General features: G+C 69.7%; 29 protein-coding genes. 18 read left to right on the forward strand and 11 right to left on the reverse strand.

The genetic code is table 11. The features are described from left to right. A partial coding sequence (locus G3573_RS09050) for a hypothetical protein (RefSeq protein ID WP_205598161.1) occupies positions 1-216 on the reverse strand: 216 nt, incomplete at its 3' end. Positions 217-288: 72 nt separating this feature from the next. Between G3573_RS09050 and dapA the strand changes: the two genes are divergently transcribed. The 5 genes from dapA (at position 289) to G3573_RS09075 (ending at position 3,227) form a co-directional block, all read left to right on the forward strand. Further along, positions 289-1,173, forward strand: a complete 885-nt coding sequence (gene dapA / locus G3573_RS09055; RefSeq protein ID WP_163260763.1) for a 4-hydroxy-tetrahydrodipicolinate synthase — start codon at positions 289-291, stop codon at positions 1,171-1,173. Positions 1,174-1,175: 2 nt separating this feature from the next. After that, entirely contained in the window at positions 1,176-1,646 is a 471-nt protein-coding gene (smpB, locus tag G3573_RS09060; RefSeq protein WP_163260764.1) for an SsrA-binding protein SmpB, read from the forward strand. After that, the gene (locus tag G3573_RS09065; RefSeq protein WP_163260765.1) at positions 1,643-2,200 is read left to right on the forward strand and encodes a DUF4166 domain-containing protein; all 558 of its coding nucleotides are present in this window, start codon (positions 1,643-1,645) and stop codon (positions 2,198-2,200) included. The genes smpB and G3573_RS09065 overlap by 4 nt, the downstream gene beginning before the upstream one ends. Continuing rightward, complete coding sequence (locus tag G3573_RS09070; protein ID WP_163260766.1) at positions 2,197-2,949, forward strand: GNAT family N-acetyltransferase; 753 nt, start codon at positions 2,197-2,199, stop codon at positions 2,947-2,949. Before G3573_RS09065 ends, G3573_RS09070 begins: the two co-directional genes overlap by 4 nt. A 68-nt stretch (positions 2,950-3,017) precedes the next feature. Next, positions 3,018-3,227 carry a hypothetical protein gene (locus G3573_RS09075; RefSeq protein WP_163260767.1) on the forward strand — a complete coding sequence of 70 codons (210 nt, stop codon included), beginning with the start codon at positions 3,018-3,020 and terminating at the stop codon, positions 3,225-3,227. Between the two features lie 13 nt (positions 3,228-3,240). Here the strand turns inward: G3573_RS09075 and G3573_RS09080 are convergent, their stop codons facing one another. From G3573_RS09080 to G3573_RS09090, 3 genes are read right to left on the reverse strand one after another with little or no spacing between them, the layout of a single operon-like run. Then, a complete protein-coding gene (locus tag G3573_RS09080; RefSeq protein WP_163260768.1) occupies positions 3,241-3,897 on the reverse strand; it encodes a uracil-DNA glycosylase in 657 nt (218 codons plus the stop codon). Then, entirely contained in the window at positions 3,882-4,292 is a 411-nt protein-coding gene (locus G3573_RS09085) for a hypothetical protein (RefSeq protein WP_163260769.1), read from the reverse strand. Before G3573_RS09085 ends, G3573_RS09080 begins: the two co-directional genes overlap by 16 nt. A gap of 9 nt (positions 4,293-4,301) precedes the next feature. Then, complete coding sequence (locus tag G3573_RS09090) at positions 4,302-4,910, reverse strand: NYN domain-containing protein (protein ID WP_163260770.1); 609 nt, start codon at positions 4,908-4,910, stop codon at positions 4,302-4,304. A 29-nt stretch (positions 4,911-4,939) separates the two neighbouring features. Between G3573_RS09090 and folK the strand changes: the two genes are divergently transcribed. The 3 genes from folK (at position 4,940) to G3573_RS09105 (ending at position 8,211) form a co-directional block, all read left to right on the forward strand. Continuing rightward, the gene (gene folK, locus G3573_RS09095; protein ID WP_163260771.1) at positions 4,940-5,443 is read left to right on the forward strand and encodes a 2-amino-4-hydroxy-6-hydroxymethyldihydropteridine diphosphokinase; all 504 of its coding nucleotides are present in this window, start codon (positions 4,940-4,942) and stop codon (positions 5,441-5,443) included. Between the two features lie 111 nt (positions 5,444-5,554). After that, positions 5,555-5,914, forward strand: coding sequence for a DNA-directed RNA polymerase subunit omega (gene rpoZ, locus G3573_RS09100; protein ID WP_163260772.1), 360 nt, complete (start codon positions 5,555-5,557; stop codon positions 5,912-5,914). Between the two features lie 89 nt (positions 5,915-6,003). Next, positions 6,004-8,211: a bifunctional (p)ppGpp synthetase/guanosine-3',5'-bis(diphosphate) 3'-pyrophosphohydrolase gene (locus tag G3573_RS09105; RefSeq protein ID WP_163260773.1), complete on the forward strand. Its 2,208-nt coding sequence runs from the start codon at positions 6,004-6,006 to the stop codon at positions 8,209-8,211. Between the two features lie 133 nt (positions 8,212-8,344). On the opposite strand, the gene G3573_RS09110 is transcribed toward G3573_RS09105, so the two are convergent. Further along, on the reverse strand, positions 8,345-8,773 hold the full coding sequence (locus G3573_RS09110; protein ID WP_163260774.1) for a VOC family protein: 429 nt from the start codon (positions 8,771-8,773) through the stop codon (positions 8,345-8,347). Positions 8,774-8,890: 117 nt separating this feature from the next. Between G3573_RS09110 and pyrE the strand changes: the two genes are divergently transcribed. From pyrE to parC, 9 genes are all read left to right on the forward strand, one after another. Continuing rightward, complete coding sequence (pyrE, locus tag G3573_RS09115) at positions 8,891-9,475, forward strand: orotate phosphoribosyltransferase (RefSeq protein WP_163260775.1); 585 nt, start codon at positions 8,891-8,893, stop codon at positions 9,473-9,475. Beyond that, positions 9,472-10,224: a pyridoxine 5'-phosphate synthase gene (locus G3573_RS09120; RefSeq protein ID WP_163260776.1), complete on the forward strand. Its 753-nt coding sequence runs from the start codon at positions 9,472-9,474 to the stop codon at positions 10,222-10,224. Before pyrE ends, G3573_RS09120 begins: the two co-directional genes overlap by 4 nt. A gap of 4 nt (positions 10,225-10,228) precedes the next feature. Beyond that, positions 10,229-10,633 carry a holo-ACP synthase gene (gene acpS / locus G3573_RS09125; protein WP_163260777.1) on the forward strand — a complete coding sequence of 135 codons (405 nt, stop codon included), beginning with the start codon at positions 10,229-10,231 and terminating at the stop codon, positions 10,631-10,633. A 55-nt stretch (positions 10,634-10,688) separates the two neighbouring features. Then, positions 10,689-11,612 carry a signal peptidase I gene (gene lepB, locus G3573_RS09130; RefSeq protein ID WP_163260778.1) on the forward strand — a complete coding sequence of 308 codons (924 nt, stop codon included), beginning with the start codon at positions 10,689-10,691 and terminating at the stop codon, positions 11,610-11,612. Then, complete coding sequence (gene rnc, locus G3573_RS09135; RefSeq protein WP_163260779.1) at positions 11,609-12,304, forward strand: ribonuclease III; 696 nt, start codon at positions 11,609-11,611, stop codon at positions 12,302-12,304. Before lepB ends, rnc begins: the two co-directional genes overlap by 4 nt. After that, a complete protein-coding gene (gene era, locus G3573_RS09140) occupies positions 12,301-13,251 on the forward strand; it encodes a GTPase Era (protein WP_346427361.1) in 951 nt (316 codons plus the stop codon). Before rnc ends, era begins: the two co-directional genes overlap by 4 nt. A gap of 4 nt (positions 13,252-13,255) precedes the next feature. Further along, positions 13,256-13,987: a DNA repair protein RecO gene (gene recO, locus G3573_RS09145; RefSeq protein WP_163260780.1), complete on the forward strand. Its 732-nt coding sequence runs from the start codon at positions 13,256-13,258 to the stop codon at positions 13,985-13,987. Next, positions 13,984-14,304 (forward strand): hypothetical protein, encoded by a 321-nt coding sequence (locus tag G3573_RS09150; RefSeq protein ID WP_163260781.1) that lies wholly within the window; start codon positions 13,984-13,986, stop codon positions 14,302-14,304. The genes recO and G3573_RS09150 overlap by 4 nt, the downstream gene beginning before the upstream one ends. A 105-nt stretch (positions 14,305-14,409) precedes the next feature. Further along, a complete protein-coding gene (gene parC, locus G3573_RS09155) occupies positions 14,410-16,614 on the forward strand; it encodes a DNA topoisomerase IV subunit A (protein WP_163260782.1) in 2,205 nt (734 codons plus the stop codon). 173 nt (positions 16,615-16,787) lie between these two features. Here parC and G3573_RS09160 read toward each other — a convergent pair whose 3' ends face one another. Next, entirely contained in the window at positions 16,788-17,579 is a 792-nt protein-coding gene (locus G3573_RS09160) for a lysophospholipid acyltransferase family protein (RefSeq protein ID WP_163260783.1), read from the reverse strand. Between the two features lie 73 nt (positions 17,580-17,652). Here G3573_RS09160 and G3573_RS09165 point away from each other — a divergent pair, with 73 nt between their 5' ends. Beyond that, positions 17,653-18,054 (forward strand): TfoX/Sxy family protein, encoded by a 402-nt coding sequence (locus G3573_RS09165; RefSeq protein ID WP_163260784.1) that lies wholly within the window; start codon positions 17,653-17,655, stop codon positions 18,052-18,054. A gap of 3 nt (positions 18,055-18,057) precedes the next feature. Here the strand turns inward: G3573_RS09165 and G3573_RS09170 are convergent, their stop codons facing one another. The 5 genes from G3573_RS09170 to parE form a co-directional block, all read right to left on the reverse strand. Next, complete coding sequence (locus G3573_RS09170) at positions 18,058-18,597, reverse strand: RNA 2'-phosphotransferase (RefSeq protein WP_163260785.1); 540 nt, start codon at positions 18,595-18,597, stop codon at positions 18,058-18,060. 11 nt (positions 18,598-18,608) lie between these two features. Continuing rightward, entirely contained in the window at positions 18,609-19,667 is a 1,059-nt protein-coding gene (locus tag G3573_RS09175; RefSeq protein ID WP_163260786.1) for a GGDEF domain-containing protein, read from the reverse strand. 100 nt (positions 19,668-19,767) lie between these two features. Next, positions 19,768-21,363 carry a DEAD/DEAH box helicase gene (locus tag G3573_RS09180; protein WP_163260787.1) on the reverse strand — a complete coding sequence of 532 codons (1,596 nt, stop codon included), beginning with the start codon at positions 21,361-21,363 and terminating at the stop codon, positions 19,768-19,770. 138 nt (positions 21,364-21,501) lie between these two features. Next, positions 21,502-22,308 carry an ATP-grasp domain-containing protein gene (locus G3573_RS09185; RefSeq protein ID WP_163260788.1) on the reverse strand — a complete coding sequence of 269 codons (807 nt, stop codon included), beginning with the start codon at positions 22,306-22,308 and terminating at the stop codon, positions 21,502-21,504. Positions 22,309-22,384: 76 nt separating this feature from the next. Next, positions 22,385-24,413 (reverse strand): DNA topoisomerase IV subunit B (gene parE, locus G3573_RS09190; RefSeq protein ID WP_163260789.1); only part of this gene is annotated, 2,029 nt, incomplete at its 5' end.

Here is a 24,413-nt window from a genome sequence, read left to right on the forward strand (position 1 = left end):
CAGCAGCTCGGCGTCCTGGCCGGACAGCGGCGCGCGCGGCGCGAGCGCGGGCGTGGAGTAGGCGGAAGGCGCCGCCGGCTGCGTCGTCGGGGTCTGGGCCTGGGCGGCGGGCGCGGCGCCCACGGCGAGACCGGAGACCGTGGCGAGAAGCAGTTGCAGCAGCGGAATCAAGATGCGGTCTCCTCCGGCGAGCACGGGATGTTGCAGGTCGACCAAGCTCCCCCTAGGGTCTCGTCGAATTTATGGCGCGTCGCGTGACGCCGCCCTAGTCCCAAGGTTGTCTCTCCCATGACCCGACCCCTCTTCAAGGGCGTGATCACCGCCCTGGTCACACCTTTTCGTGACGGCCACGTCGACGAGGAGGCCTTCGCGCGTCTGCTGGAGCGGCAGATCGCGGCCGGGGTCCACGGCGTCGTGCCGGTCGGCACCACGGGCGAAAGCGCCACCGTCTCGGCCGACGAGCACAAGAAGGTGGTCGAACTCTGCGTCCGTCTCGCCGGCGGCCGTACGCGCGTGATCGCGGGCGCGGGCGGCAGCGAGACGAACAAGGTTATCGAACTGGTTCGCCACGCCAAGTCCGTCGGCGCCGACGGGGCCCTGGTGGTGACTCCGTACTACAATCGTCCCAGCCAGGAAGGCCTCTATCGCCACTTCGCCGCGATCAACGACGCGGTGCAGATGCCGGTGGTGCTGTACAACGTGCCGGGCCGCACCGGCGTGGACATGTCGAACGACACGGTCGCGCGCCTGGCCCCGCTGCCGAACGTGGTCGGCATCAAGGACGCCACCGGCGACCTGGGCCGCGCCAGCCTGATGCGCGGCTTCGTCGACGAGAGCTTCTCGCTGATCTCCGGCGATGATCCGACCTTCCTGGGCTATCTGGCCCACGGCGGGCACGGGGTGATCTCGGTGACCTCCAACGTCGCGCCCGAAGCCATGGTTGCGCTTTACGAGGCGGCCGCGCGGGGCGACTACGACACCGCGCGCAGCTGGCAGGACCGGCTGATCAAGCTGCACAAGGCGCTGTTCCTGGACAATTCGCCCGCGCCCACCAAATACGCTCTCAACCGGCTGAACCTTTGCGCGGAGGACATCCGCCTGCCGCTGGCGCCCTGCGCCGACGCGGTGAAGCCGGCCATCGACGAGGCGTTGCGTGAGGCCGGCGTAATCTGACCATGAGCCAGCAACAAAGCGGGCAGAAGCTGATCGCCGAGAACCGGCGGGCGCGCTTCGACTATTTCCTGGAAGACTCGATCGAGGCGGGCCTGGCCCTGACCGGGACCGAGGTGAAGTCGCTGCGCACCGGCCGGGCCAACATCGCCGAGTCCTACGCGGCGGTGGAGGGGCGCGAGATCGCGCTCGTCAACGCCGACATTCCGCCCTACGGCCACGCCAACCGCTTCAACCACGAGCCGCGCCGGCCGCGGAGGCTGCTGCTGCACCGCAAGCAGATCGACAAGCTGATCGGCGCGGTGCAGCGGGAAGGGCGGACCATCATCCCGATCCGGCTGTACTGGAACGAGAAGGGCATCGCCAAGCTGGAGCTGGCCCTGGCCAAGGGCAAGAAGCTGCACGACAAGCGCGAGGCCAGCGCCGAACGCGACTGGGCGCGCGACAAGGCGCGCCTGATGCGGGAGAAGGGGTGAGCGACGGCCTCGCCGGCCAGCCGCTCTATCGGCGCGTGCTGGGCGAGGCCTGGCATGCGCTTCCCCCGGCGGTCCGGCGCATGCACGAGCTCGACGTGACCGCGGCCGCGGGCGTGGCCCAGGTCGAGCGGGGGCAGCACCCCCTGGCCCGGCTGATCGGGGCCTGCATCGGCGTTCCGGCCGCCGGCCGCGACGTTCCTGTCCGGGTTTTCTTCACGCGCGAAGGCGGCGCCGAGGTGTGGCGACGCACCTTCGGCGGCCGCAGCTTCGTCTCCCGCCAGGCGTGCGGACCCGCCGCCGGCCTGAAGGTCGAGCGCTTCGGGCCGATCACCTTGTGGCTGGCGATGGAGGTCGAGGGCGATCGCCTTCGCATCGGCGTCCGGCGCTGGGCGGCCTTCGGTGTGCCCCTGCCGCTGGGCCTTGCGCCGGTGCTTCAGACCTACGAGACCGTCGAGGATGGGCGATTCCTGTTCGACGACGACATCCGCCATCCGCTCGTCGGGCTCATCGCGCGCTATCGGGGATGGCTGGAGCCGGTCGAGGACGCAGCATGATCACCGCCGCCGACATCGAAGCCATCGAGCGGGCGACGCTGGCCGCCCTGCCGCCCCGCGCTCTGGTCGAGGACGACGGCTGGCTGCTGGCCGCCAACGACGGGGCGATCGGACGTGTCAACAGCGTCGTGCCGCTGGACGAGGGACGCGACCATCTGGCTGACAAGCTGGACCGCGCCTTCGCCTTCTACGCCGACGCCGGCCTGCCGCCGGCCTTCCGGGTCTCGCCCTTCGCCGGGCCGGGCCTGGAAGCCGCGCTGGGCGCGCGCGGCCTGCGGCCCGAACAGCCGACCGCCGTGATGGTCGCCGACACCGCCGCGGTCGCCGAGACCCTGGCCGTGATCGCGCCGGCCGAACGCGTCGCCACGCCCGACGAGGCCTGGCGCGCGGTGTTCCTGGGCGCGGGCTTCGATCCGGTCGAGGGGGCCAGGCGGGCCGCCACCCTGGTGCGCGCGACCGACGCCGCCTTCGCCCAGGTCCGCGCCGACGGCGAGACCGTCGCCATCGGCGCGCTGGGCTTCGGCGCCGGTTGGGCTGGGATCCACGGCATGCGCACGGCGCAGGCCTGGCGACGCCGGGGGCTGGCCCTGCAGGTGCTCGCCACCCTGGTCGCCGCCGCGAGCGAGCGCGGCGTCGGACGCCTGTTCCTGCAGGTGGAAGAGGCGAACGCGGTCGCCATAGCGCTCTACGCCCGCCTCGGCTTCGTCACCGCCTATCGCTACAGCTATTGGCGGCCCGCCCAGCCCTGACGCTTCTGGCCTGAGGTCGACGGCCGACCCCCGCCGAGGCATGCTCGGATGCGTTGGCGGAGGGGACGATGCGGAAACTTGGATTGGCCTGCGGCCTGGCGGGCCTGACGCTGCTGGGCGCATGCGCGACGACCGACGAGGGGGGCTGGACCGGCGCGGGCGAGCCGTTCGGTCAGGCCGAGACGACCTGCCGCCAGGAGGCGCAGCGCGCGCCGGCCTCGGCGCAGAAGGGCGCCTTCGAGGAATGCATGGCGCGGGCCGGCTGGCGCAGGCTCTGAGCCGGCCCGGCGCTCAGGCGTCGATGTAGGCCCTTGCCGCCTGGAACACGTCCTCGAACATCTCAGGCGTCAGCACGCGGGTGTTCTGGTTGTACTGCGAGCAGTGATAGCTGTTGAACAGCCGGTAGGGGCCGACGTCGGCCTCGACGCCGTGCCCGCTCGGGACGCTCGACGCCTTGGCCCCCAGGGCCTTCAGCACGTTCTTGCGGGACACGTCGCCCAGGGTGACGATCGCCTTCAGCCGGGGCAGGGCGGCCATGCGCGCCGTCAGGAACGGGCGGCAGGCGGTCTCTTCGGCCGGTAGCGGCTTGTTGGCCGGCGGGGCGCAGCGCACCGCGTTGGTGATCATGCAGTCGATCAGCTCGAGGCCGTCGTCCGGACGCGCCTCGTAGCGTCCGCGGGCGAAGCCGAACTTGATCAGGGTCTCGTAGAGCAGCACGCCGGCGAAGTCGCCGGTGAACGGTCGCCCGGTGCGGTTGGCGCCCATGCGCCCCGGGGCTAGGCCCACGACCAGCAGGCGCGCCTGCGGATCGCCGAACGAGGGGGCGGCGCCGTTGAACCAGGTCGGCTCCTTGGCCTTGTTCTCCTCGCGATAGGCGACCAGGCGCGGGCAGATCGGGCAGTCGTGCGGGGGCTCGGGCGGGCCGAGCAGCGCTAGTTTCTCGGCCATGTGCGGCTCAAGCTCTGTGAAAAGATTTCTTCAAGGAACGCGTCGTCGGGTCGATCGACTGCAACGACGTGCTCCGGCCGGAAGGGGATCTCGGCGCCGTGCGTCAGGTAGACGTCGCCGCCGCCCTTAATCGACGTCGGCGTGTTCGCGAGAAGTCCGACGTAGCCGTCCGGCACAATCTCCGAAACGACCACCCACATCCGCTCGACTTCTTCCCATTGTTCGCCAGCTTCGTTCTCAAATGCGATCTCGAACAGGAGCTTGGCGGCGACACCTCGGCCCAGGCCGTGTCGCACGTCAGCCGGCGGAATTTCGAACGTATCGGGTGTTTCGGCGTGGCGCTCCTCTCCTGAGGCGAGGCGCCATCCGTCTTCATGCAGGTTCGCAAGTCGCATCAGGAAAGGTCAGAACTCGTCCTGGGCGTCGCGTTCGGCCGGGGTCTGCGCGGCGTCGGGCTGCAGGAAGCGCGGCGTGTGCGCCTGGGTGCGCGGCCGGCCGACCAGCGGCATCAGGTCGACCAGGTCGACGAAGGTGTCGGCCTGGCGGCGCAGGTCGTCGGACGCCATCGGCGGCTGGGATTTCACGGTGGATACGACCGTCACGCGCGCCCCGCGTCTCTGGACGGCCTCGACCAGGCGCCGGAAGTCGCCATCTCCGGAGAAAAGCACCAGATGGTCGGCCGCTCCAGCCAGCTCCATCATGTCGACGGCGATCTCCATGTCCATGTTGCCGCGCCAGCGCTTGCGGCCCTGGGAGTCGGTGAACTCGCGCGCGGGCTTGGTCACCAGGGTGAAGCCGTTGTAGTCGAGCCAGTCGACCAGCGGCCGGATCGGCGAGTAGTCGTCGCCCTCGGCGATGGCGGTGTAGTAGTAGGCCCGGATCAGCACCCCGCGCCGACGGAACTCGTCGAGCAGCTTCTTGTAATCAATGTCGAAATTCAGCGCCTTGGCGGCGGAATATAGGTTCGCCCCGTCGATGAAGAGCGCGATGCGGTCGGTGGGATAGAAAGTCATTTTTTGAAATGTCCCCGCAGGGTGGAAGTATGACGTCGCTCGACCAGGCCGTGGTGGTCGCGCTGGGCTCGAATCTGAAAGGCGACCAGCCTTCGATCGAGGCCCTGCTGGAGGCGGCCCTGGACCGTTTCGCGCCCGAGGGGCTGACGGTCGTGGACCGGTCTTCCTGGTGGCGGTCGGCGGCCTGGCCGGATCCGACCGGACCTGCCTACCTCAATGGTGTCGCGATTGTCGAGACGGGCCTTAAACCCTTGCAGGTCTTGGCCGTGCTGCGCCGGATCGAGGGCGCGTTCGGCCGCCGGCGAGGGGAGCCCAACGCCGCCCGGACGCTCGATCTGGACCTGATCGCGCACGGCCGGACTCTACTCCTGACCGACGAGCTCGTCCTGCCCCATCCGCGCGCCGCCGACCGGCGGTTCGTGATGGGCCCGTTGGCGCAGATCGCGCCGGGCTGGACGCATCCGGAAACCGGCGCGACGGCGGCGGATCTGGCCGTTTCGGCGACGGTGGGGCGGGACGCCGCGCCGGTTTGAATTCGCCCTGCGGACGCCACATGTTGCACTTGCGAGAGCCGCCCGTTAAATTCGCTGGTTCAAAGCCCTAATTCTGCCGGGGCTCTCCCCAGCCCCCATCCGAGGACAGCAATGGCCCGCGTCACCGTCGAAGACTGCGTCGAGAAGGTTCCGAACCGCTTCGGCCTCGTGCTGCTGGCCGCCCACCGGGCGCGTTCGATCTCGGCCGGCGCGCCGCTGCTGCTCGACCGCGACAACGACAAGAACCCGGTCGTGGCCCTGCGCGAGATCGCCGAGGACAAGGTCGAGCCGGAATCGCTCCGCGAAAACCTGATCGGCACCCTGCAGCGCGTCGACGAGCGCACCGAGGCCGAGGAAGAAGCTGAAACCCTGGCGCTGCTGGCCGAGCCGCAGCACATGCAGATGAGCGAGGCCGAGTTGGTCCGCGCTCTGCAGAGCGATCGCGAAGGCGGTCAGGAGGAGCGCTACTGACAGCCCAGGCGGACGGTTCGCGTACCAGAGCCGCGCTCGCCGTCGTTTCGGCCGAGCCGTCCACCGCCGCTGTCGGCAGCGACACGCCCGTGAGTACGCCTGTGAAGGCCGAGGCCAAGCCTCGGCCGAAGTTTTTACGTCAGTTCGAACTGATCGAGCGGGTCCGCAGCTACGACCCGACCGCCGACGAGGCGCTGCTCAACCGCGCCTACGTCTACGCGATGAAGATGCACGGCTCGCAGCTCCGTGCCTCCGGCGATCCCTACTTCGCCCACCCGATCGAGGTGGCCGGCATCCTGACCGACTACCGGCTGGACACCGCGGCCATCGTCACGGCCCTGCTGCACGACGTCATCGAGGACACCTCGGCCTCGCGCGACGACATCGCCGAGATGTTCGGCGACGAGATCGCCGAGCTGGTGATGGGCGTGACCAAGCTGTCGCGCCTGGAGATGCAGTCGGAGCACACGCGCCAGGCCGAGAACCTGCGCAAGTTCATCCTGGCCATCTCCAAGGACGTGCGCGTCCTGCTGGTGAAGCTGGCCGACCGGCTGCACAACATGCGCACCCTGCAGCACGTGTCGCCGGCCAAGCGCGAGCGCATCTCGCGCGAGACCCTGGACGTCTACGCGCCGCTGGCCCGCCAGATCGGTTGTCACCGCTTCGCCACCGAGCTGGAAGAGCTCTCCTTCGAGCACCTGAACCCGACCGCCCGCAAGGCGATCGCGCGCCGCCTGGAAGTGCTGAAGCACGAGCAGGGCCCGGCCGTCGCCCAGGTGTCGGAAGCGATCGCCGACCGGCTGGAGAAGGCCGGCATCTCGGCCCGCGTCTTCGGTCGCGAGAAGACCCCGTTCTCGATCTGGCGGAAGCTGCAGCGCAAGTCGCTGGGCTTCTCCCAGCTGTCCGACATCTACGCCTTCCGCGTGATCGTCGAGAACGAAGAGGACTGCTACCGGGCCCTGGGCGTCATCCACCGCGCCTGGCCCTCGGTGCCCGAGCGGTTCAAGGACTTCATCTCGACCCCGAAGCGCAACAACTACCGCTCGCTGCACACCACGGTGATCGGCCCGCGCGGCATGCGCATCGAGATGCAGATCCGCACCGAGACCATGGACCGCATCGCCGAAGAGGGCGTGGCGGCGCACTGGAAGTACAAGAACAAGAGCTACGGCTTCGACGCCGAGGCGGCCGCCGAGGAGGGCGGGCGCGACCCGATGCAGAACCTGCGCGGCCTCGTGCAGGTGCTGGAGCACGGCGGCGGCGACGTGGAGGACTTCGTCGAGCACGCCAAGCTCGAGATGTTCCTGGACCAGGTGTTCGTGTTCACGCCCAAGGGGCGGATCATCAGCCTGCCGCGCGGGGCCATGCCGCTGGACTTCGCCTACGCGGTGCACACCGACGTCGGCGACACCGCCATCGGAGCCAAGGTCAACGGCGAGCTGCGCCCGATGCGCACCCAGCTGACCAACGGCGACGTGGTCGACATCATCCGCGGCGCCAAGCCGGACATTCCGGCGGACTGGCGCTCGCTGACCGTCACCGGCCGGGCCCGCTCGGCCATCCGCCGCCAGATCCGCCAGACCGAGCGCGAGGAGTTCCTGAAGCTGGGCCGCGCCGCCATCGAGCAGGCCTTCGCGCGGGCCGGCAAGAACATGGCCGACGTCTCGCTGCGCCCCGCCTTCGAGCGGTGCATGGTCGAGGACGAGGAGGAGCTGTTCGAAGCGGCCGGCCGTGGCCGGGTCGAGGCCATGCGCGTCCTGGAGGCGGTCTTCCCCGGCCTGAAGGACAGCGAGCGGGCGGCCGCGGCCGCGCGCACCCGCATCGAGGACGGCAAGTCGGGGCGGCTGTTCGTCCGCGGCGGCGGCCTGACGCCGGGTGTCAGCGTTCATTTCGCACCGTGCTGCAGCCCGGTGCCGGGCGACCGCATCGTCGGCATCATGGAGCCCGACACCGGCCTGACCGTGCACACCATCGACTGCGAGCGGCTGGCCGAGTTCGAGGACCGCGAGGAGCTCTGGCGCGACCTGCAGTGGACGCCGGAAGCCGAGCGCAACGCCGTGGCGGCCGCGCGCCTGCGCGCCACCATCCGCAACGCGCCGGGCGTGCTGGGCCAGGCCTGCACCATCATCGGCGAGGCCGGGGCCAACATCATCAACCTGAAGATGGCGCACCGGCAGTCGGATTTCTTCGACGCCGAGTTCGACGTCGAGGTGGTCGACGCCAAGCACCTGACCACCATCGCCGCCGCCCTGCGGGCCTGCCCCTCGGTCGAGACCGTCGACCGGGTGAGGGGGTAGTGCGCTTTCTCCCTCCCCTTCATGGGGAGGGACAGGCCTGCGGAGCAGGCCAGGGTGGGGAAGCATCGATCCACCTCCCCACCCGGCCCCTTCGGGGCCACCCTCCCCATAAAGGGGAGGGATAGGCTCAGCCTCAGGCGTTCGGGGCGCCCGTCGTGTTGACCATCCACGGCACGCCGAAGCGGTCGATCAGCGAGCCGTAGCCCGGCGACCAGAAGGTGGCGTTGAACGGCATCACCACCTTGCCGCCTTCGGAAAGCGCGTCGAACCAGCGGCGCGCCTGCGCCGCGTCCTCGGTGTGCAGCGTCACGTCGAAGCCGTTCTTCGGCTTGTCGATGTTCGGGGCCCAGTCGGTGTCCATGTCCGCGCCCATCAGGGCCTGGTCGCCGACCTCCAGCCAGCAGTGCATGAGCCAGTCCTTGTACTGCGGGCCGACCGGCATGTCGGGCGGGCCTTCGCCATAGGGGAAGGCGGCGGTGATCTTGCCGCCCAGGACCTTGGCGTAGAACTCGAAGGCCTCGCGGCACTGGCCGCGGAAGCTGAGGCTGGTGACGATCTTCATGGGCGCTCCGTCGGGTTCGGGGTGGCGAAGGTCGACTCGCGGACCGGCGTTCGTCAACTGGGCGCGGCGGGCGCACAGGCGTTTACGCGGACCCATTCAGGTCCTATTGAGCCGCCCATGACCTCTGAAGACGTTCTCGACGAATTCCGTGCGGCCGGCGCGCTCCGCGAAGGCCACTTCGTGCTGTCCTCCGGCCTGCACAGCCCTGTGTTCCTGCAGAAGAACCTGGTGTTCATGAACGCCGACCGCTGCGCTCGGCTCTGCAAGGCTCTGGCCGAGAAGATCACCGCCCAGGTGGGCGCGGTCGACGTGGCCATCTCGCCCGCCGTCGGCGGCATCATCCCGGGCTACGAGACGGCCCGCTGGCTGAAGGTCCCGTCGATGTACGTCGAGCGGGAAGGCGGCGAGTTCAAGCTGCGTCGCGGCTTCGGGATCGAGCCGGGCGCCAAGGTCGTGATGGTCGAGGACATCGTCACCACCGGCCTGTCGTCGCGTGAGTGCATCGCCGCGATCAAGGCGGCCGGCGGCGACGTGGTCGCGGCGGCCTGCATCGTCGACCGCTCCGGCGGCCGCGCCGACGTCGGCGTGCCGCTGATCGCGCTGGCGACCCTGGACGTGCCGGCCTATCCGGCCGACCAGCTGCCGCCCGAACTGGCGGCGATCGCGATCGAGGATCCGGGCAGCCGGAGGCTGTCGAAGTGAGCGGCCGCGTCCGCCTGGGCGTCAACATCGACCACGTCGCCACGGTCCGGAACGCCCGGGGCGGGGCGCACCCGGAGCCGCTGCGCGCGGCCCGGTTGGCGATCGAGGCCGGGGCGGACGGCATCACCGCGCACCTGCGCGAGGACCGCCGGCACATCTCCGACGCCGACATCGGCGCCCTGTCGGAGCTGTGCCATGGCGTCGGCAAGCCGCTGAACTTCGAAATGGCGGTCACGGCGGAGATGCGCGACATCGCGCTGCGCCACCGGCCGCACGCCGCCTGCCTGGTGCCCGAGCGGCGCGAGGAGCGCACCACCGAGGGCGGCCTGGACGTCGCCCGCAACCACGCCGCCATCGCCCCCGTCGTCCGCGCCCTGCGCGACGCCGGCGTGCGGGTGTCGCTGTTCATCGAGCCGGACCCGGTGCAGGTGGCGGTGGCCGAGGCCATCGGCGCCCAGGTCGTGGAATTCCACACCGGCGCCTACTGCGAGGCGGTGATCCACGGCCGCGATCCGGCCCCGCTGCTGGAAGCCCTGAAGCGCGGCGCCGTCGAAGCCGAGCGGCGCGGGCTCGAGGTCCACGCCGGGCACGGCCTGGACTACGACACCGCCCAGACGGTGGCGGCCATCCCGCAGGTGGTGGAGCTGAACATCGGCCACTTCCTGATCGGCGAGGCGATCTTCGTCGGCCTGGAGACCGCCATCCGCACCATGCGCGCGCGTATCGACGCCGCCCGGCCGGGAGCCTGAGCCGGTGATCCTGGGCATCGGCGCGGACCTGACGGATATCCGACGGATCGAGGAGACGCTGTCGCGCTTCGGCGACCGCTTCACCAACCGCTGCTTCACCGAGATCGAGCGGACCCGCTCCGAGCGCAAGCCGGACCGCGCCTCCAGCTACGCCAAGCGCTTCTCCGCCAAGGAGGCCTGCGCCAAGGCGCTGGGCACCGGCATGCGCAGCTACGTGCACTGGCGCGACATGGGCGTGGTCAACCTGCCCACGGGCCAGCCGACCCTGGCCCTGACCGGCGGCGCGGCCGAACGCCTCAAGGCGCTGACGCCGGCGGGGATGACCCCGTATATCCACCTGTCGCTTACCGACGATCACCCGTATGCGCAGGCCTTCGTCGTCATCGAAGCCTTGCCCGCGTCACAATGAGCGACTACCGATTTTCCGAGAGGGGCGGACGGCCCCGGGCGGGGACTGAACAGCGATGAGCACCGTGGAAACCGGCGGAGCCCAGGCCGCCGAGCCGAGCGAAACCGCCGAAGCCGCGGCCGCGGCTGAAACCTCCGCCGCCGCCGAGCCGTTGACCGCCGGAGCGTCCGCGGGCGCGGACTTCGAGGAGCCGGTCGAGGAAACCGACGACGTGCCCGCCCACGCCAAATCCGCCAAGGATGAGTTCGTGGAGATCGCCAAGACGATCTTCTACGCGCTGCTGATCGCGCTGGTGCTGCGGATCCTGTTCTTCCAGCCGTACACCATCCCGTCCGCGTCGATGGAGCCGAACCTCTACGAGGGCGACTACATCATCGTGTCCAAGTGGAACTACGGCTACAGCCGCCACTCGATCCCGTTCAGCCCGCCGCTGTTCCACGGCCGCACGCCCGGCAAGGGCCCGGCCCGTGGCGACATCGTCGTGTTCAAGCTGCCCAGCGACAACAAGAGCGACTACATCAAGCGCGTGGTCGGTCTGCCGGGCGACCGCATCCAGATGCGCGACAACCACCTGTACATCAACGACGTGCCGGTGAAGGACGACGTGATGGGCCCGATCGAGGTGCCCACCTTCTACGGCGTGCCGCGTGAAGCGACCGAGATCCGCGAGACCTTCCCGGAAGGCAAGAGCTTCACCACCCAGGACTTCGGTCCGGGCGGCGATCTGGACAACACCGACGTGTACGTGGTGCCCGAGGGCTACTACTTCATGATGGGCGACAACCGGGACAACTCGATCGACAGCCGTGTCGACCCGCGGTTCAACGGCGGCGCCGGCGTCGGCTTCGTGCCGGCCGAAAACCTGGTCGGCAAGGCCCAGATCATCCTGTTCTCGTGGCACCCGGGCGCGTCCCTGTTCAAGCCCTGGACCTGGTTCACCAAGGTGCGCCCGAGCCGGTTCTTCACGCCGCTGAAATGAGTGTGCGCGCGAAAGCCGTCGCGGACCTCGAACAGAAGCTCGGCCACGTATTCAACGACCACGACCTGCTGGAGCGGGCCCTGACCCATTCCAGCGTGGGCGAGGGCGCGCGCCGGGTGATCGACTACGAGCGGCTGGAATTCCTGGGCGACCGGGTGCTGGGCCTGCTGGCCGCCGAGCGCCTGATCGAGGCCTATCCCAAGGCCAAGGAAGGCGAGCTGTCGCCCAAGCTGCAGGCTCTGGTGAACCGCGAGGCCTGCGCCCGGGCGGCCCGGCGCATGGGCGTGGGCCCGGCGCTGCGGCTGTCGCCCGGCGAGACCAAGACCGGCGGGCGCGACAAGGACACCATCCTGGGCGACGCCTGCGAGGCGCTGATGGCGGCGGTCTATATCGATGGCGGCATGGAGGCCTCGCGCGCCATGTTCGGCACGTTCTGGGCCGACGAGTTCGCCCACCTGGACGCGCCGAAGGTGAAGGACGTGAAGTCCCGCCTGCAGGAATGGGCGCAGGGCAAGGGCCGGCCCTTGCCGACCTACGAGGTCGTGAACCGTGAAGGTCCCGACCATGCGCCGACCTTCACCGTCGAGGTGAGTGTCGAAGGAGTGAAGCCTGAGCGGGCCGCAGGGCGTTCCCGCCAGGAGGCGGAGAAGGCCGCGGCCACCGCCATGCTTGAACGCGAAGGATTGCTGTGAACCAAGAAACCAAGACCCGCGCGGGTTTCGCCGCCGTCATCGGCGCCCCGAACGCGGGCAAGTCCACCCTGGTCAACCGGCTGGTCGGCACCAAGGTGTCGATCGTCACCCAGAAGGTGCAGACCACGCGCTTCCCGGTGCGCGGCGTGGCCATCGTCGGCGACGCCCAGATCGTGCTGGTCGACACCCCCGGCATCTTCAAGCCGCGCCGCCGGCTGGACCGGGCCATGGTGCGCTCCGCCTGGGGCGGGGCCGAGGACGCCGAGGCGGTGGTCCACCTGGTCGACGCCCAGGCCGAACTGGCCGTGCTGGACGGCAAGGACGCCAGCCCGGCCGACAAGCGCGCCCACATCGACGTGGAGAGCATCGTCGAGGGCCTGAAGGCGTCCGGCCGCAAGGTCATCCTGGCGCTCAACAAGATCGACGGCATCAAGCGCGACCGCCTGCTGGCGCTGGCCGACACGCTTTTCAAAGCCGAAGTCTACGATGAGGTCTTCATGATCTCGGCGGCCAACGGCTCGGGCGTGGACGACCTCGCCGCCCGGCTGGCGGCGCTGATGCCGGACGGCCCGTGGCTGTACCCCGAGGACCAGAGCGCCGACGTGCCCTCGCGCGTGCTGGCCTCCGAGATCACCCGCGAGAAGCTGTACCTGCGGGTCCACGAGGAGTTGCCCTACGCGGCGGCGGTGGAGACCACCAAGTTCGAGGAGCGCAAGGACGGCTCCGTCCGCATCGAGCAGAACATCTACGTCGAGCGCGACAGCCAGCGCCCGATCGTGCTGGGCAAGAACGGCCAGACCCTGAAGTGGATCGGCCAGAAGTCGCGCGAGGAGCTGCAGGAGCTGCTGGACCGCCCGGTGCACCTGTTCCTGCACGTCCAGGTCAACGAGCGCTGGCAGGACGACCGCGCCCTCTACGCCCAGTTCGGCCTGGAGTACGACGTCTGATCTGATGGAGTGGACCGACGACGCCTTCGTGCTGTCTGCGCGCGCGCACGGCGAGACCGGGGCGATCGTCGACCTGCTGACCGAGACGCACGGGCGCGTCGTCGCCTACGTGGCCGGCGGCGCGTCGCGCAAGATGCGCCCCTTCCTGCAACCGGGCGCACGCGTGATGGCGCAATTTCGCTCCCGCGTGTCGGAGCAGATGGGCTCGGCCGCCCTGGAGCCGGTGGGGGAGGGGCCCGCGGCCCTGTTCGACGACAGCCTGGCGCTGGCCGGCCTGGCCGCCGCCGCGGCGGTGGCGCAGGGCGCGCTGCCGGAGCGCGAGCCGCATCCGGGCGCCTTCTACGCCTTCGACGCGCTGGTCTCGGCGCTGGCCGTCCCCGACATCTGGCCGGCGGTGTTCGTGCGCTTCGAGGCCGGCCTGCTCGACGAACTGGGCTTCGGCCTGGACCTGACCCGCTGCGCCGCCACCGGCACGACCGACGATCTCGTCTATGTCAGCCCCAAGACCGGGCGCGCGGTCAGCCGCGCCGCCGGCGAGCCCTACAAGGACCGCATGCTGGCCCTGCCGCCGTTCCTGCTGGCGTCGCAGGCCGGCTTGCGTCACGGTGAAGTGGGGGCTGGGCTGAAGCTGACCGGCCATTTCCTGGAGGCGTTCGTGTTCAACGCCCTGAACAAGCCGCTGCCGCCGGCGCGGGTGTGGATGGTCGACCGGCTGACCGACGCGGGGCGGCTGTGAGCGCTCGCCGCAGGATCCCGCTGAACTGGCTGGTGCTGGCGATCTCGGCGGTCCTGGCGGCCGTGGTGGTTCTCGTGGCGGGGCGTCCGACCGGACCGGCGCGGGTCATCGTCGGCGAGGTCGTCGAGGCCGGGTACTACTGGAAACCGCACGCCCGCCGGGCCCTGGTGCGGTTCGACTCCGGGAACAAGCGTCTGGTGCTGCTGCCGCGCTCGATGGCCTGTGAAACCGGCGACAGCCTTCGCGTGATCGAGACGCCTTACCGCATCGGCGCGACCTTTACCGCCGTGCCCGAAGGGTGCGTGCGCCCGCGCTGATCGAGTTTCTGTGGACCGCACGGGATCCGCCATTCCGGCGGCCCAGCGGATAGACTAGTGGGCGAGCGGGTGATTCCGCGCCCGAGATGACGAGTACCGGTCCCCATGACCAAGCATTTCAACCCGGACGACGAAGGCGGCCGCATCGTAGACGAGCCGATGGGCGAGGCGCTGTCGCGCCGCTACCTGGCCTACGCGCTGTCGACCATCATGCACCGGGCCCTGCCGGACGTGCGCGACGGCATGAAGCCGGTGCACCGGCGCGTCATGTACGCCATGCACGAGATGCGCCTGAACCCCGAGGCCGCGGCGCGCAAGTGCGCCAAGGTGGTCGGCGAGGTGATGGGCTCGTATCACCCGCACGGCGACCAGGCGATCTACGACGCCCTGGTGCGCCTGGCGCAGGACTTCTCGCAGCGCTACCCGCTGGTCGACGGCCAGGGCAACTTCGGCAACATCGACGGCGATAGCGCCGCGGCCATGCGCTACACCGAGTGCAAGCTGACGCCCGCCGCCCAGCTGCTGCTCGCCGGCATCGACGAGGACGCGGTCGACTTCCGTCCGACCTACGACGGCCAGGACGAGGAGCCGGTGGTTCTGCCGGCCGGCTTCCCCAACCTGCTGGCCAACGGCGCCACCGGCATCGCGGTCGGCATGGCCACCTCGATCCCGCCGCACAACGCCGCCGAGCTGATCGACGCCTGCCACCTGCTGCTCGAGAACCCGCAGGCGACCACCGCCGACATCATGACCAAGCTGCCCGGGCCGGACTTCCCGACCGGCGGCGTGTCGGTCGAGACCAAGGCGGCGATCCACGAGGCCTACGAGACCGGCCGCGGCGGCGTGCGCCTGCGCGCGCGCTGGGAGAAGGAAGACCTGGGCCGCGGCGTGTGGAGGATCATCGTCACCGAGATCCCGTATCAGGTTCAGAAGTCGCGTCTGATCGAGCAGCTGGCCGACCTGATCGAGAACAAGAAGGCGCCGCTGCTGGGCGACGTGCGCGACGAGTCGGCCGAAGAGATCCGGCTGATCCTCGAGCCGAAGAACCGCACGGTCGAACCTGAAATCCTGATGGAAAGCCTGTTCAAGCTTTCCGATCTGGAGACCCGCTTCCCGATCAACATGAACGTGCTGGACGGCAAGGGCACGCCGCGCGTCATGGGGGTGAAGGACTGCCTGCAGGCCTTCCTCGACCACCGCCGCGACGTGCTGATCCGCCGGTCCAACTGGCGTCTCGAGCGCATCGAGCGGCGCCTGCACGTCCTGGAAGGCCTGCTGATCGCCTTCCTGAACCTGGACGAGGTGATCCGTATCGTCCGCGAGGAGGAGCACCCCAAGGCCGAGCTGATCAAGGCCTTCGGCCTGACCGAGGTCCAGGCCGACTTCATCCTCGACACCCGGCTGCGCAACCTGGCCAAGCTGGAAGAGATGCAGATCAAGGGCGAGCACGAGAAGCTCGCCGCCGAGCGTGACGAGATCAACTCGCTGCTGGGCTCGCCGGCCAAGCAGTGGAAGCGCATCGGCAAGGACCTGGCCGAGGTGCGCAAGGTGCTGCTGTCGGCCCGCCGCACGACCTTCGCCGACGCCCCGCAGGTGTCGGCCGACGTCTCGGTCGAAGCCTTCGTCGTGCGCGAGCCGGTGACCGTGATCCTGTCCGAACGCGGCTGGATCCGCTCGGCCAAGGGCAAGGTCGAGGACCCGTCGGAGCTGAAGTTCAAGGAAGGCGACAAGCTCGCCTGGCTGATCCCGGCCGAGACCGTCGACAAGCTGCTGATCTTCGCCTCGGACGGCCGTTTCTTCACCCTGCCGATCGACAAGCTGCCGTCGGCCCGCGGCCATGGCGAGCCGCTGCGCCTGATGATCGACTTCGAGGAAGGCTCGAAGATCGTCGCCGTGTTCGCCCACAAGCCGGGTCGCAAGCTGTTCCTGGCCTCGAAGGCCGGCTACGGCTTCATCCTGCCGGAGGAGGAGGCCATCGCCTCGCGCCGCGCCGGCAAGCAGGTGCTGAACGGCGACGCGGCGCTCTGCCTGCCGGTCGAGGGCGACCACCTCGCGGTACTCGGCGACAACGGCAAGGCGTTGGTCTTCCCGCTGGCCGAACTGCCGGAAATGCCGCGCGGCAAGGGCGTGAAGCTGCAGAGCTATCGCGAGGGCGGCTTCAGGGACGCCACCACCTTCGCCGCGGAGGCTGGCCCCGAGTGGGTCGACGGCGGCGGGCGCCGCCGCCAGTGGCCCGACTGGAAGGACTGGCTGGGCAAGCGCGCCCAGTCCGGCAAGGCCGCGCCCAAGGGACTGAAGAAGTTCCGGTAAAATCCCTCTCCCGGAGGGAGAGGGCGGGGCCCATCGCGTCAGCGATGGGAGGGTGAGGGGTTACGCGGCCGGCCGCGTACCCCTTCAGCCCCAAGTCCGGACAGCTCCGTAATCCCTCACCCTCCCAGCCCTTCGGGCCGGGCCCCTCCCTCTCCCTCCGGGAGAGGGGGCGCTCACCCGGCAGCCGCCGCGGCGCGCTTGGCCTCGCGGGCGACCTCGTCGGGCGTGGGCACCAGCACGGCCATCTGCACCGGCTTGCCGGTCGCCTCGGCCACCAGTTCGGCGGTGCGGGTCTCGACCGCCTCTTCCAGGCGCTTGAGGAACTCGGCCTTGGGCAGGCCGGCGGGGATGGGTTCCAGGAACTCGATGGTGGCCACCCCTGGGTTCTTCTTGGCGCTGGTCTGCTGCCAGAACAGGCCGAGGTTGGTGGCCAGCGGCACCACCGGCATGTCGAAGTCGCTCGACATGTGCCAGACGCCCGAACGGTAGCGGAACCGCTCGCCGATCTTGGCCAGGTTGCCTTCCGGATAGATCAGGATCTTGCGGTTCTCGGCCTTGGCCTGGGCGGCGCTCTCGCTGAGCGCCTTGCGGGCTTCCGGACCGCCGCAGTTGTCGACGACGATGGCCCCCAGCTTCTTCAGCACGCCCGAGAGCAGGGGGAAGCGCTCCAGGTGGTCGCCGGTGACGAAGGCCAGGTCGTCGAACTGGGAATAGACGCAAAAGCCGTCGCCCCAGGACTGGTGCTTGGCGGCGATGATGAAGGCGCCCTCGGGGAGCCGCTCGCGGCCGCGCACGTCCAGCTTGACGCCGGCGAAGATCCGCATGGCCTGCACCATGCGCCGCACGTAGCGGCGGATGATCCAGCTGGTCGCCTTGCGGCCCGGCGCCAGCGCCGCGAAGGCCGCCATGGTGGCGTAGAGGATCGACAGGATCCAGTAGACGAGGTTGAAGAGGAAGCTGCGCATGGGGACCTGTCCGTTCGGCGGGGCGACCTTGGCGGTGAATCTCTTTCCGATTGTCTAGCAGGAGTCTGCACGGATGAGCGTCAGCGACGCGTTTGGGGAGCGGGCGCGCGACCTGCTGGCGGTCGCGCCGGACCTGCGGTTCCGCAAGATGTTCGGCGAGATCGGCGCCTATTCGGGCGATCTGTTCTTCGCCCTGGTGGCGGACGAGGCGGTCTGGCTGAAGACTGACGACGTCAACGAGGCCGACTTCGTCGAGGCGGGCGTCCCACTGTTCGTCTACGGCGAGAAGGACGGCAAGCCGATGAGCCTGCGCTACCGGCGCCTGCCTGACGCCGCCTGGGACGACGAGGACGAGGCTCGCCGCTGGATCGGGCTCGGGCTGGACGCGGCGCGCCGGGCCAAGGCCGGAAAGGCGGGGAAGGGCAAGAAGAAGCCGGTGAAGGTCGACCTCGGGCCGGGGCCCTGGGACGGATGAGGATCAGGCCCGGCTGAGATATTCGCTCGGCACGTGAGCGATCAGCCATACGCCGTTGCCAGTGAGGAAGAATTCGCCGCCGTCCGCGGCCAGGCGCTCGGCGTCGACCACGAGCACGATCGGCGCGCCGCGGCGGCGGCCGACCACCTGCGCGGTCTCTAGGTCGGGCGAGAGGTGGACGTGGTGGCGCTGGCCGGCCTTGAGGCCTTCGGCCAGGATCGGCGCGAGGAAGCGCTCGACCGTGCCGTGATAGAGCTGCGCCGGCGGGGCGGCGCGCGGCCAGTCGCCGACGATCTCGACCGAGTGCCCCTGGCGGGCGCGGATTTTCGACGCGTCGGAGGACAGCTCGAAACGCTGCTTGTCGTTGCGCTCGACGACCTCGACCAGGCGCTCCCAGTCGACCTGCAGGCCTTCGCCCTGGAGCGCGGCCAGGACGGCGTCCACCTCGGCCCAGCCAGCCGCCTCGAGCGTCAGGCCAGCCGCTTCCGGCTTGTGGCGCAGCCAGAACGACAGGGTCTTCGAGATCGCGACGTCGGAGCTCATCGGTTCGACGGTCAGGCCGCGTCCTTGGGCCGTTCGGCGTTGGTCACCCGGTTACGGCCGCCGCGCTTGGAGGCGTAGAGGGCCTCGTCGGCGCGTTCGATCAGGGCGGCGGCGGTTTCGCCCTTCTTCATCTGCGCCAGGCCGGCGGAGACGGTGACCTGGCCCAGGTCCTCGTTGGTCGAGCGACGCTTCAGCGAGCGGCCGGCGATCTCCTGGCGCACCACGTCCAGCGCGGTTTGCACGGCGGCGGCGCTCTCGCCCGGGAAGATCAGGCCGAACTCCTCGCCGCCGTAGCGGGCGGCGATGCGCGGCGGCGAGCCGGCCACGCGGCCGATCACGCTGGCGACGTAGCGCAGCACCTGGTCGCCGGTCTGGTGGCCCCAGGTGTCGTTGAAGCGCTTGAAGTGGTCGATGTCGACGACCGCCAGGGTCAGCGGCTGGCCCTTCTCGTCGGCCTCGGCGCAGACGCGCGCCAACTGCTCGTCGAAGGCCTTGCGGTTGGCCAGGTTGGTCAGGGCGTCGGTCATGGCGTCGCGGCGAACCTGTTCCAGGTGCTCGCGCAGCTTGGTGACCTCGCGGGTGGAGTCGTGCAGCCGGCGCTCCAGTTGGGAGTTCTCGCGGCTGACCTTGTCGGTGGCGGCGGCCAGGCCCTCGACCAGCTTGCGCAGGACCGGGGGCTCCTGGGCGTCGCTCAGGCCCTGGCTGGCCCCGGCCAGGGTCTTGCCGTAGGCGGCCTGGGTCTTCTGGGCGGTGGCCATGGCGGTGGCGACGCTGCGCAGTTCGCGGCTCAGCTGGGCGCCGGCGTCGCGGATCTCGTCCGACAGGCGCGCCCGCGGCAGGAACTCCGCGGCCAGCGTCTCGCTGACGTCGTCGGTAAACGGTTCGCCGGCCGCCAGCATGCGCGTGATCTCGCGCGCCAGCGGGCTTTCAGGCTCGCCCAGATAGTGCAGCCAGAGCTCGAAATTGAGCGGAGTCGGCCAGACGCAGGCGCTTTCCATCATCTCCAGCGCCTTGCGCGCCAAAGAAAAAGCGTCAGGACCGCGTAGCGCCACCTCGACTTGGCCGGTCATGTGTCCCCCCTGGGCGCCGCGTTTCTGGCGGCGCTGTGACGGCCACTACTTACGCAGACGACCGCAAACGCAGGGTTAAGGCCAAGGTTAAGTTGACGCTTTAGGTGGCTTTTTTCACCGGCGCGGCGCGCTGCAGGAAGGCGGGCACGCCGTCGCCGCCGAAGCCGACCACGCGGGGGCCCAGATCGTCGCGATAGCGGCCGCGTTCGCGGTCGCGATCACGCTCCGGACGCGGCGAGGAGGGCGCGGGGCGTTCTTGACGCTCCTGGCGCTCCGAACGTTCGTGACGCTCCGGACGGGCTTCGGCCTTCTCCGGGCGGCGCTCGGCGCGGGCCGGCTCGCGCTCGCGGCGCTCGGGCTTCGGCTCGCGACGGTCGGCCTTCGGTTCATTGCGTTCGGGGCGTTCGGGGCGTTCGGGGCGTTCGGCCTCCGGGGCCTCTTCGCGCGCTTCGGCGCGACGGCCGCGGCCGCGTTCGCCACGCTCGGCGCGTTCCGGACGCTCGCCGCGCTCGGGACGGCCGCTGCGACCACGACGGTCGCCGCCGCTGCCGCCGGCCTGGCTCCAGTCGAGGTCGAGCGTGACCTCGTCGGGCGTCTTCTTGGTGAGCTTGAGCACCTTGTCCAGCGACTTGGCGTCGGCCGGGGTGACGATCATGAACGCCTCGCCCGAACGCCCGGCTCGGCCGGTGCGGCCGATGCGGTGGACGTAGTCGTCGGCGTGGTGCGGCACGTCGTAGTTGAAGACGTGGCTGACGTCGGGGATGTCCAGGCCGCGCGCGGCGACGTCGGAGGCGACCAGCAGCTTCAGCTCGCCGGCCCGGAACGAGGCCAGCGTCTTCATGCGCACGCTCTGGTCCAGGTCGCCGTGAATCGCCGCGGCGTCGAAGCCGTGCTTCTTCAGCGACTTGGCGACGACGTCGACTTCCGACTTGCGGTTGCAGAAGACGATGCCGTTCTTGATCTCCGAGCGCTCGATCAGGGCCCGCAGCGCCATGCGCTTGGCCCGCGGGTCGACCGAGGGGATGTTGGCGATGTGCTGGGCGATGGTGTCGGCGGTCGTCGCCGGACGCGTGGCCTCGATCCGGGTCGGATCCTTGAGGAACTGCGTGGTCAGGCGCGTGATCTCCGGCGGCATGGTGGCCGAGAAGAACAGCGTCTGGCGGCTGGGCGGGGTCAGCTTGAAGATGCGCTCGATGTCGGGGATGAAGCCCATGTCGAGCATGCGGTCGGCTTCGTCGACGACCATCAGCTGCACGCCGGTGAGCAGCATCTTGCCGCGCTCGAACAGGTCCAGCAGGCGGCCCGGGGTGGCGATCAGCACGTCCACGCCCTTGTCGAGCGCGGCGACCTGATCGCCCATGGAGACGCCGCCGATCAGCAGCGCCCAGCTGAGCTTGGTGCCCTTGGCGTACTTTTCGAAAGAGCTCGCGACCTGGTCGGCCAGTTCGCGGGTCGGGGCCAGCACCAGGGCGCGCGGCATGCGCGCCTTGGAGCGGCCGGCCGACAGCCGGTCGATCATCGGCAGGGTGAAGGCGGCGGTCTTGCCGGTGCCGGTCTGGGCGATGCCGAGCACGTCGCGGCCCGCCAGGGCGACGGGGATGGCCTGCGCCTGGATCGGCGTGGCGGTCGTGTAACCCGTATCGGCGACGGCCTGCAGCGTCGTAGACGACAGGCCCAGTTCAGAAAATTCGGTCATACTTCAGGTGATCAGGCGTTCGGCTAGCCTTTGCAGGCGCGCCGAAGCGGCGGCGCGGACGGACGTCGTCGCGCGGTGCCTGAACATAGGGATGAAGACCAGCAAGTCAACGCGGCGCGAAGTGATCGCAGCACGAAGCTAGGCGGGTGTGGTCGCGTAGGCTCTTTCCACGTAGGCCGTCACTGCGTCGACCACTCGTCCAACGTCGCAGGCGTAAAGGCCCGCGGAGTTAAAGGTGTTGTATTCGATGACTTTGTAATCGTCGCCGACTTGGGCCACGTCGATCACGTATACCGGCGCCGGCACGAAGCGAGCGTGAGCCGCGCGCACGACAGCATCGACTTCGGGCTGGCGATGTCTCTCGGCCATCGCTCGTCCCCATTGCTTGTAGATGCTGGATTCAACGATCTCGCCGTCGACGACGATCACGCGCCATTCGACGCCGAGGGGCTTGGGCTCCGACACGACGACGTCGATGTCGTTCTCGTCGAGATAGCCGATCTCCCGCATCCGGCTGACCCAGGTCTCAAACTCATCGGCCTCCATGACAGCGCCGGCGAAGGCCTTGGCGTCGTCATTCGGCTTGATGAAGAAGCTCGTCCACCGACGCTCGGCGACGAACGCGGACACCTCGCTCATGCGCAGCCGCACGGCGTCGGCGTTCAGGATCAAGTCGCCGAGGGCGTCGCGATACGCTTCGTAGTGGAAGGTGTTCGGATCGGTGAAGACGCCAGGCTGCCAGCCGTTGTCGGCTGCGACCTTGGCGACGCCTATCGAGCCGTAGCAGACGGCGGGACCTTCGATCTGGGGAGCCTTGCCGTCGATCACGTGCGCGAACGGGACGACGCGCACGATCTTGAGCGGCAGCTCGCGTCCGCGAATGTGCTCGACCATGGCGTCGAAGCAGGCCGTCGAGAAGACGTCCCGCTCGAGCACCCAGGTCACCGGCTTGTCGGCAGATACTGACATGAGGGCGGAATAGCGCCGCCGCTGGGGCGGCGCAACTCGAAGACCTTCGATCTCAGACGTCCAGGTCCTCGGCCGCGAAGGCGGCGTTCTCCTGGATGAAGCGGAAGCGCAGCTCGGGCTTGCGGCCCATCAGGGTCTCGACCAGCGCCTCGATCTCCTCCTCGGACTCCGGCAGCGTCACGCGGGCGAGCGTGCGCTTGGTCGGATCCATGGTGGTTTCCTTCAGTTGGGCCGGCATCATTTCGCCCAGACCCTTGAAGCGGCTGATTTCCGGCTTCTTGCCCTTGAAGGTGGTGGCCAGCAGTTCGTCGCGGTGGGCGTCGTCGCGGGCGTAGGCGGTGGTCGCGCCGTGGCTGATGCGGAACAGCGGGGGCAGGGCCATGAACAGGCGGCCCTGGCGGATCATGTCCGGCATCGACCGGTAGAAGAAGGTGATCAGCAGCGAGGCGATGTGGGCGCCGTCGACGTCGGCGTCGGTCATGATGACGATGCGCTCGTAGCGCAGGTCCTCGAGCCGGAACTTCGAGCCGAGTTGCGCGCCCAGCGCCAGGGTCAGGTCCGACAGTTCCTGGTTCTGACGCAGCTTGTCGACGGTGGCCGAGGCCACGTTCAGGATCTTGCCGCGGAGCGGCAGGATGGCCTGGGTGTTGCGGTTGCGCGCCTGCTTGGCCGAGCCGCCGGCCGAGTCGCCTTCGACGATGAACAGCTCCGCGCCCTCGGCGTGGTTCTGCGAGCAGTCGGCCAGCTTGCCGGGCAGGCGCAGCTTGCGGGTGGCCGAGGCGCGCTGGACTTCCTTGTCCTTGCGCCGCTTCAGCCGCTCCTCCGCGCGCTCGACGACGAACTGAAGCAGCTGCGTCGCCACCTTGGGCTGTTCGGTCAGCCAGTGGTCGAACGGGTCGCGCAGGGCGTTCTCGACCAACTTCTGGGCTTCGGCCGTGGACAGGCGGTCCTTGGTCTGGCCCTGGAATTCCGGGTTGCGGATGAACACCGAGATCAGGGCGCCGGCCTGGGCGACCACGTCCTCGGCGGTGATCAGGCCGCCGCGCTTCTCGCCGGTCAGTTCGGCGTAGGCCTTCAGGCCGCGGGTCAGGGCGGCGCGGAAGCCGGCCTCGTGCGTGCCGCCCTCAGGGGTCGGCACGGTGTTGCAGTACGACTGCATGAAGCCGTCGTGCTCGCCGAAGCCGGCCGGGCTCCAGGTCACGGCCCACTCGACCGCGCCGGCCTCGCCCTTGCGCTCCACGCGGCCGGAGAAGGATTCCGGCGTGACGGTCTCGGTCTTGCCCACCCGCTCGGCCAGGGCGTCGGCCAGGCCGTTGGGGAAGTGGAAGGTGGCCTCGGCCGGGGTCTGGTCGGTGATGCGCTCGGGCGCGCACGACCAGCGGATCTCCACGCCGCGGAACAGGTAGGCCTTGGAGCGGGCCATGCGGTGCAGGCGCGCCGGCTTGAACGCCGCGCCCTCGCCGAAGATCTCCGGGTCGGGCGTGAAGCGCAGCTGGGTGCCCTTCTTGCGCGTCGGCCCGACCTGCTGGATCGGGGTCAGCACGTTGCCCTTGGAATAGCTCTGGCGCCATTCGTGGCCGCCGGACCAGACGGTGACGTCCAGCCGGTCGGTCAGGGCGTTGACCACCGAGACGCCGACGCCGTGCAGGCCGCCGGAGGTCTCGTAGGCCTTGCCCGAGAACTTGCCGCCCGAGTGCAGCACGGTCAGCACGACCTCCAGCGCCGACTTGCCGGGGTACTTCGGGTGCGGGTCGACCGGGATGCCGCGGCCGTCGTCGCGCACGGTGAGCGCGCCGTCGGCGTCCAGGCTGACCCAGATGGTCTTGGCGTGGCCGGCCACCGCTTCGTCCATCGCGTTGTCGAGGACTTCGGCGAACAGGTGGTGCAGGGCGCGCTCGTCGGTGCCGCCGATGTACATGCCCGGGCGCTTGCGCACCGGCTCCAGGCCTTCCAGCACCTCGATCGAGGCGGCGTTATAGCCGGGGTTCGCGGCCGCCGTCGGGGCGGGCGCCTGAGCGGCGGCCGGTTTCGCGGCTGGAGCCGCGGCCTCGGGCGCAGACGCGGGCGCGGCGGCCGGCGCC

The sequence above is a fragment of the Caulobacter sp. 17J65-9 genome (assembly GCF_010975005.1).
GTDB lineage: Bacteria > Pseudomonadota > Alphaproteobacteria > Caulobacterales > Caulobacteraceae > 17J80-11.

What these genes read in the sequence shown, in the direction of transcription:
- dapA (WP_163260763.1), top strand. Translation starts at nt 289, where the DNA reads ATGACCCGACCCCTCTTCAAGGGCGTGATCACCGCCCTGGTCACACCT.
- smpB (WP_163260764.1), top strand. Translation starts at nt 1,176, where the DNA reads ATGAGCCAGCAACAAAGCGGGCAGAAGCTGATCGCCGAGAACCGGCGG.
- G3573_RS09070 (WP_163260766.1), top strand. Translation starts at nt 2,197, where the DNA reads ATGATCACCGCCGCCGACATCGAAGCCATCGAGCGGGCGACGCTGGCC.
- G3573_RS09075 (WP_163260767.1), top strand. Translation starts at nt 3,018, where the DNA reads ATGCGGAAACTTGGATTGGCCTGCGGCCTGGCGGGCCTGACGCTGCTG.
- G3573_RS09080 (WP_163260768.1), bottom strand. Translation starts at nt 3,897, where the DNA reads ATGGCCGAGAAACTAGCGCTGCTCGGCCCGCCCGAGCCCCCGCACGAC.
- G3573_RS09085 (WP_163260769.1), bottom strand. Translation starts at nt 4,292, where the DNA reads ATGCGACTTGCGAACCTGCATGAAGACGGATGGCGCCTCGCCTCAGGA.
- G3573_RS09090 (WP_163260770.1), bottom strand. Translation starts at nt 4,910, where the DNA reads ATGACTTTCTATCCCACCGACCGCATCGCGCTCTTCATCGACGGGGCG.
- folK (WP_163260771.1), top strand. Translation starts at nt 4,940, where the DNA reads ATGACGTCGCTCGACCAGGCCGTGGTGGTCGCGCTGGGCTCGAATCTG.
- rpoZ (WP_163260772.1), top strand. Translation starts at nt 5,555, where the DNA reads ATGGCCCGCGTCACCGTCGAAGACTGCGTCGAGAAGGTTCCGAACCGC.
- G3573_RS09110 (WP_163260774.1), bottom strand. Translation starts at nt 8,773, where the DNA reads ATGAAGATCGTCACCAGCCTCAGCTTCCGCGGCCAGTGCCGCGAGGCC.
- pyrE (WP_163260775.1), top strand. Translation starts at nt 8,891, where the DNA reads ATGACCTCTGAAGACGTTCTCGACGAATTCCGTGCGGCCGGCGCGCTC.
- lepB (WP_163260778.1), top strand. Translation starts at nt 10,689, where the DNA reads ATGAGCACCGTGGAAACCGGCGGAGCCCAGGCCGCCGAGCCGAGCGAA.
- rnc (WP_163260779.1), top strand. Translation starts at nt 11,609, where the DNA reads ATGAGTGTGCGCGCGAAAGCCGTCGCGGACCTCGAACAGAAGCTCGGC.
- recO (WP_163260780.1), top strand. Translation starts at nt 13,256, where the DNA reads ATGGAGTGGACCGACGACGCCTTCGTGCTGTCTGCGCGCGCGCACGGC.
- parC (WP_163260782.1), top strand. Translation starts at nt 14,410, where the DNA reads ATGACCAAGCATTTCAACCCGGACGACGAAGGCGGCCGCATCGTAGAC.
- G3573_RS09160 (WP_163260783.1), bottom strand. Translation starts at nt 17,579, where the DNA reads ATGCGCAGCTTCCTCTTCAACCTCGTCTACTGGATCCTGTCGATCCTC.
- G3573_RS09165 (WP_163260784.1), top strand. Translation starts at nt 17,653, where the DNA reads ATGAGCGTCAGCGACGCGTTTGGGGAGCGGGCGCGCGACCTGCTGGCG.
- G3573_RS09170 (WP_163260785.1), bottom strand. Translation starts at nt 18,597, where the DNA reads ATGAGCTCCGACGTCGCGATCTCGAAGACCCTGTCGTTCTGGCTGCGC.
- G3573_RS09175 (WP_163260786.1), bottom strand. Translation starts at nt 19,667, where the DNA reads ATGACCGGCCAAGTCGAGGTGGCGCTACGCGGTCCTGACGCTTTTTCT.
- G3573_RS09180 (WP_163260787.1), bottom strand. Translation starts at nt 21,363, where the DNA reads ATGACCGAATTTTCTGAACTGGGCCTGTCGTCTACGACGCTGCAGGCC.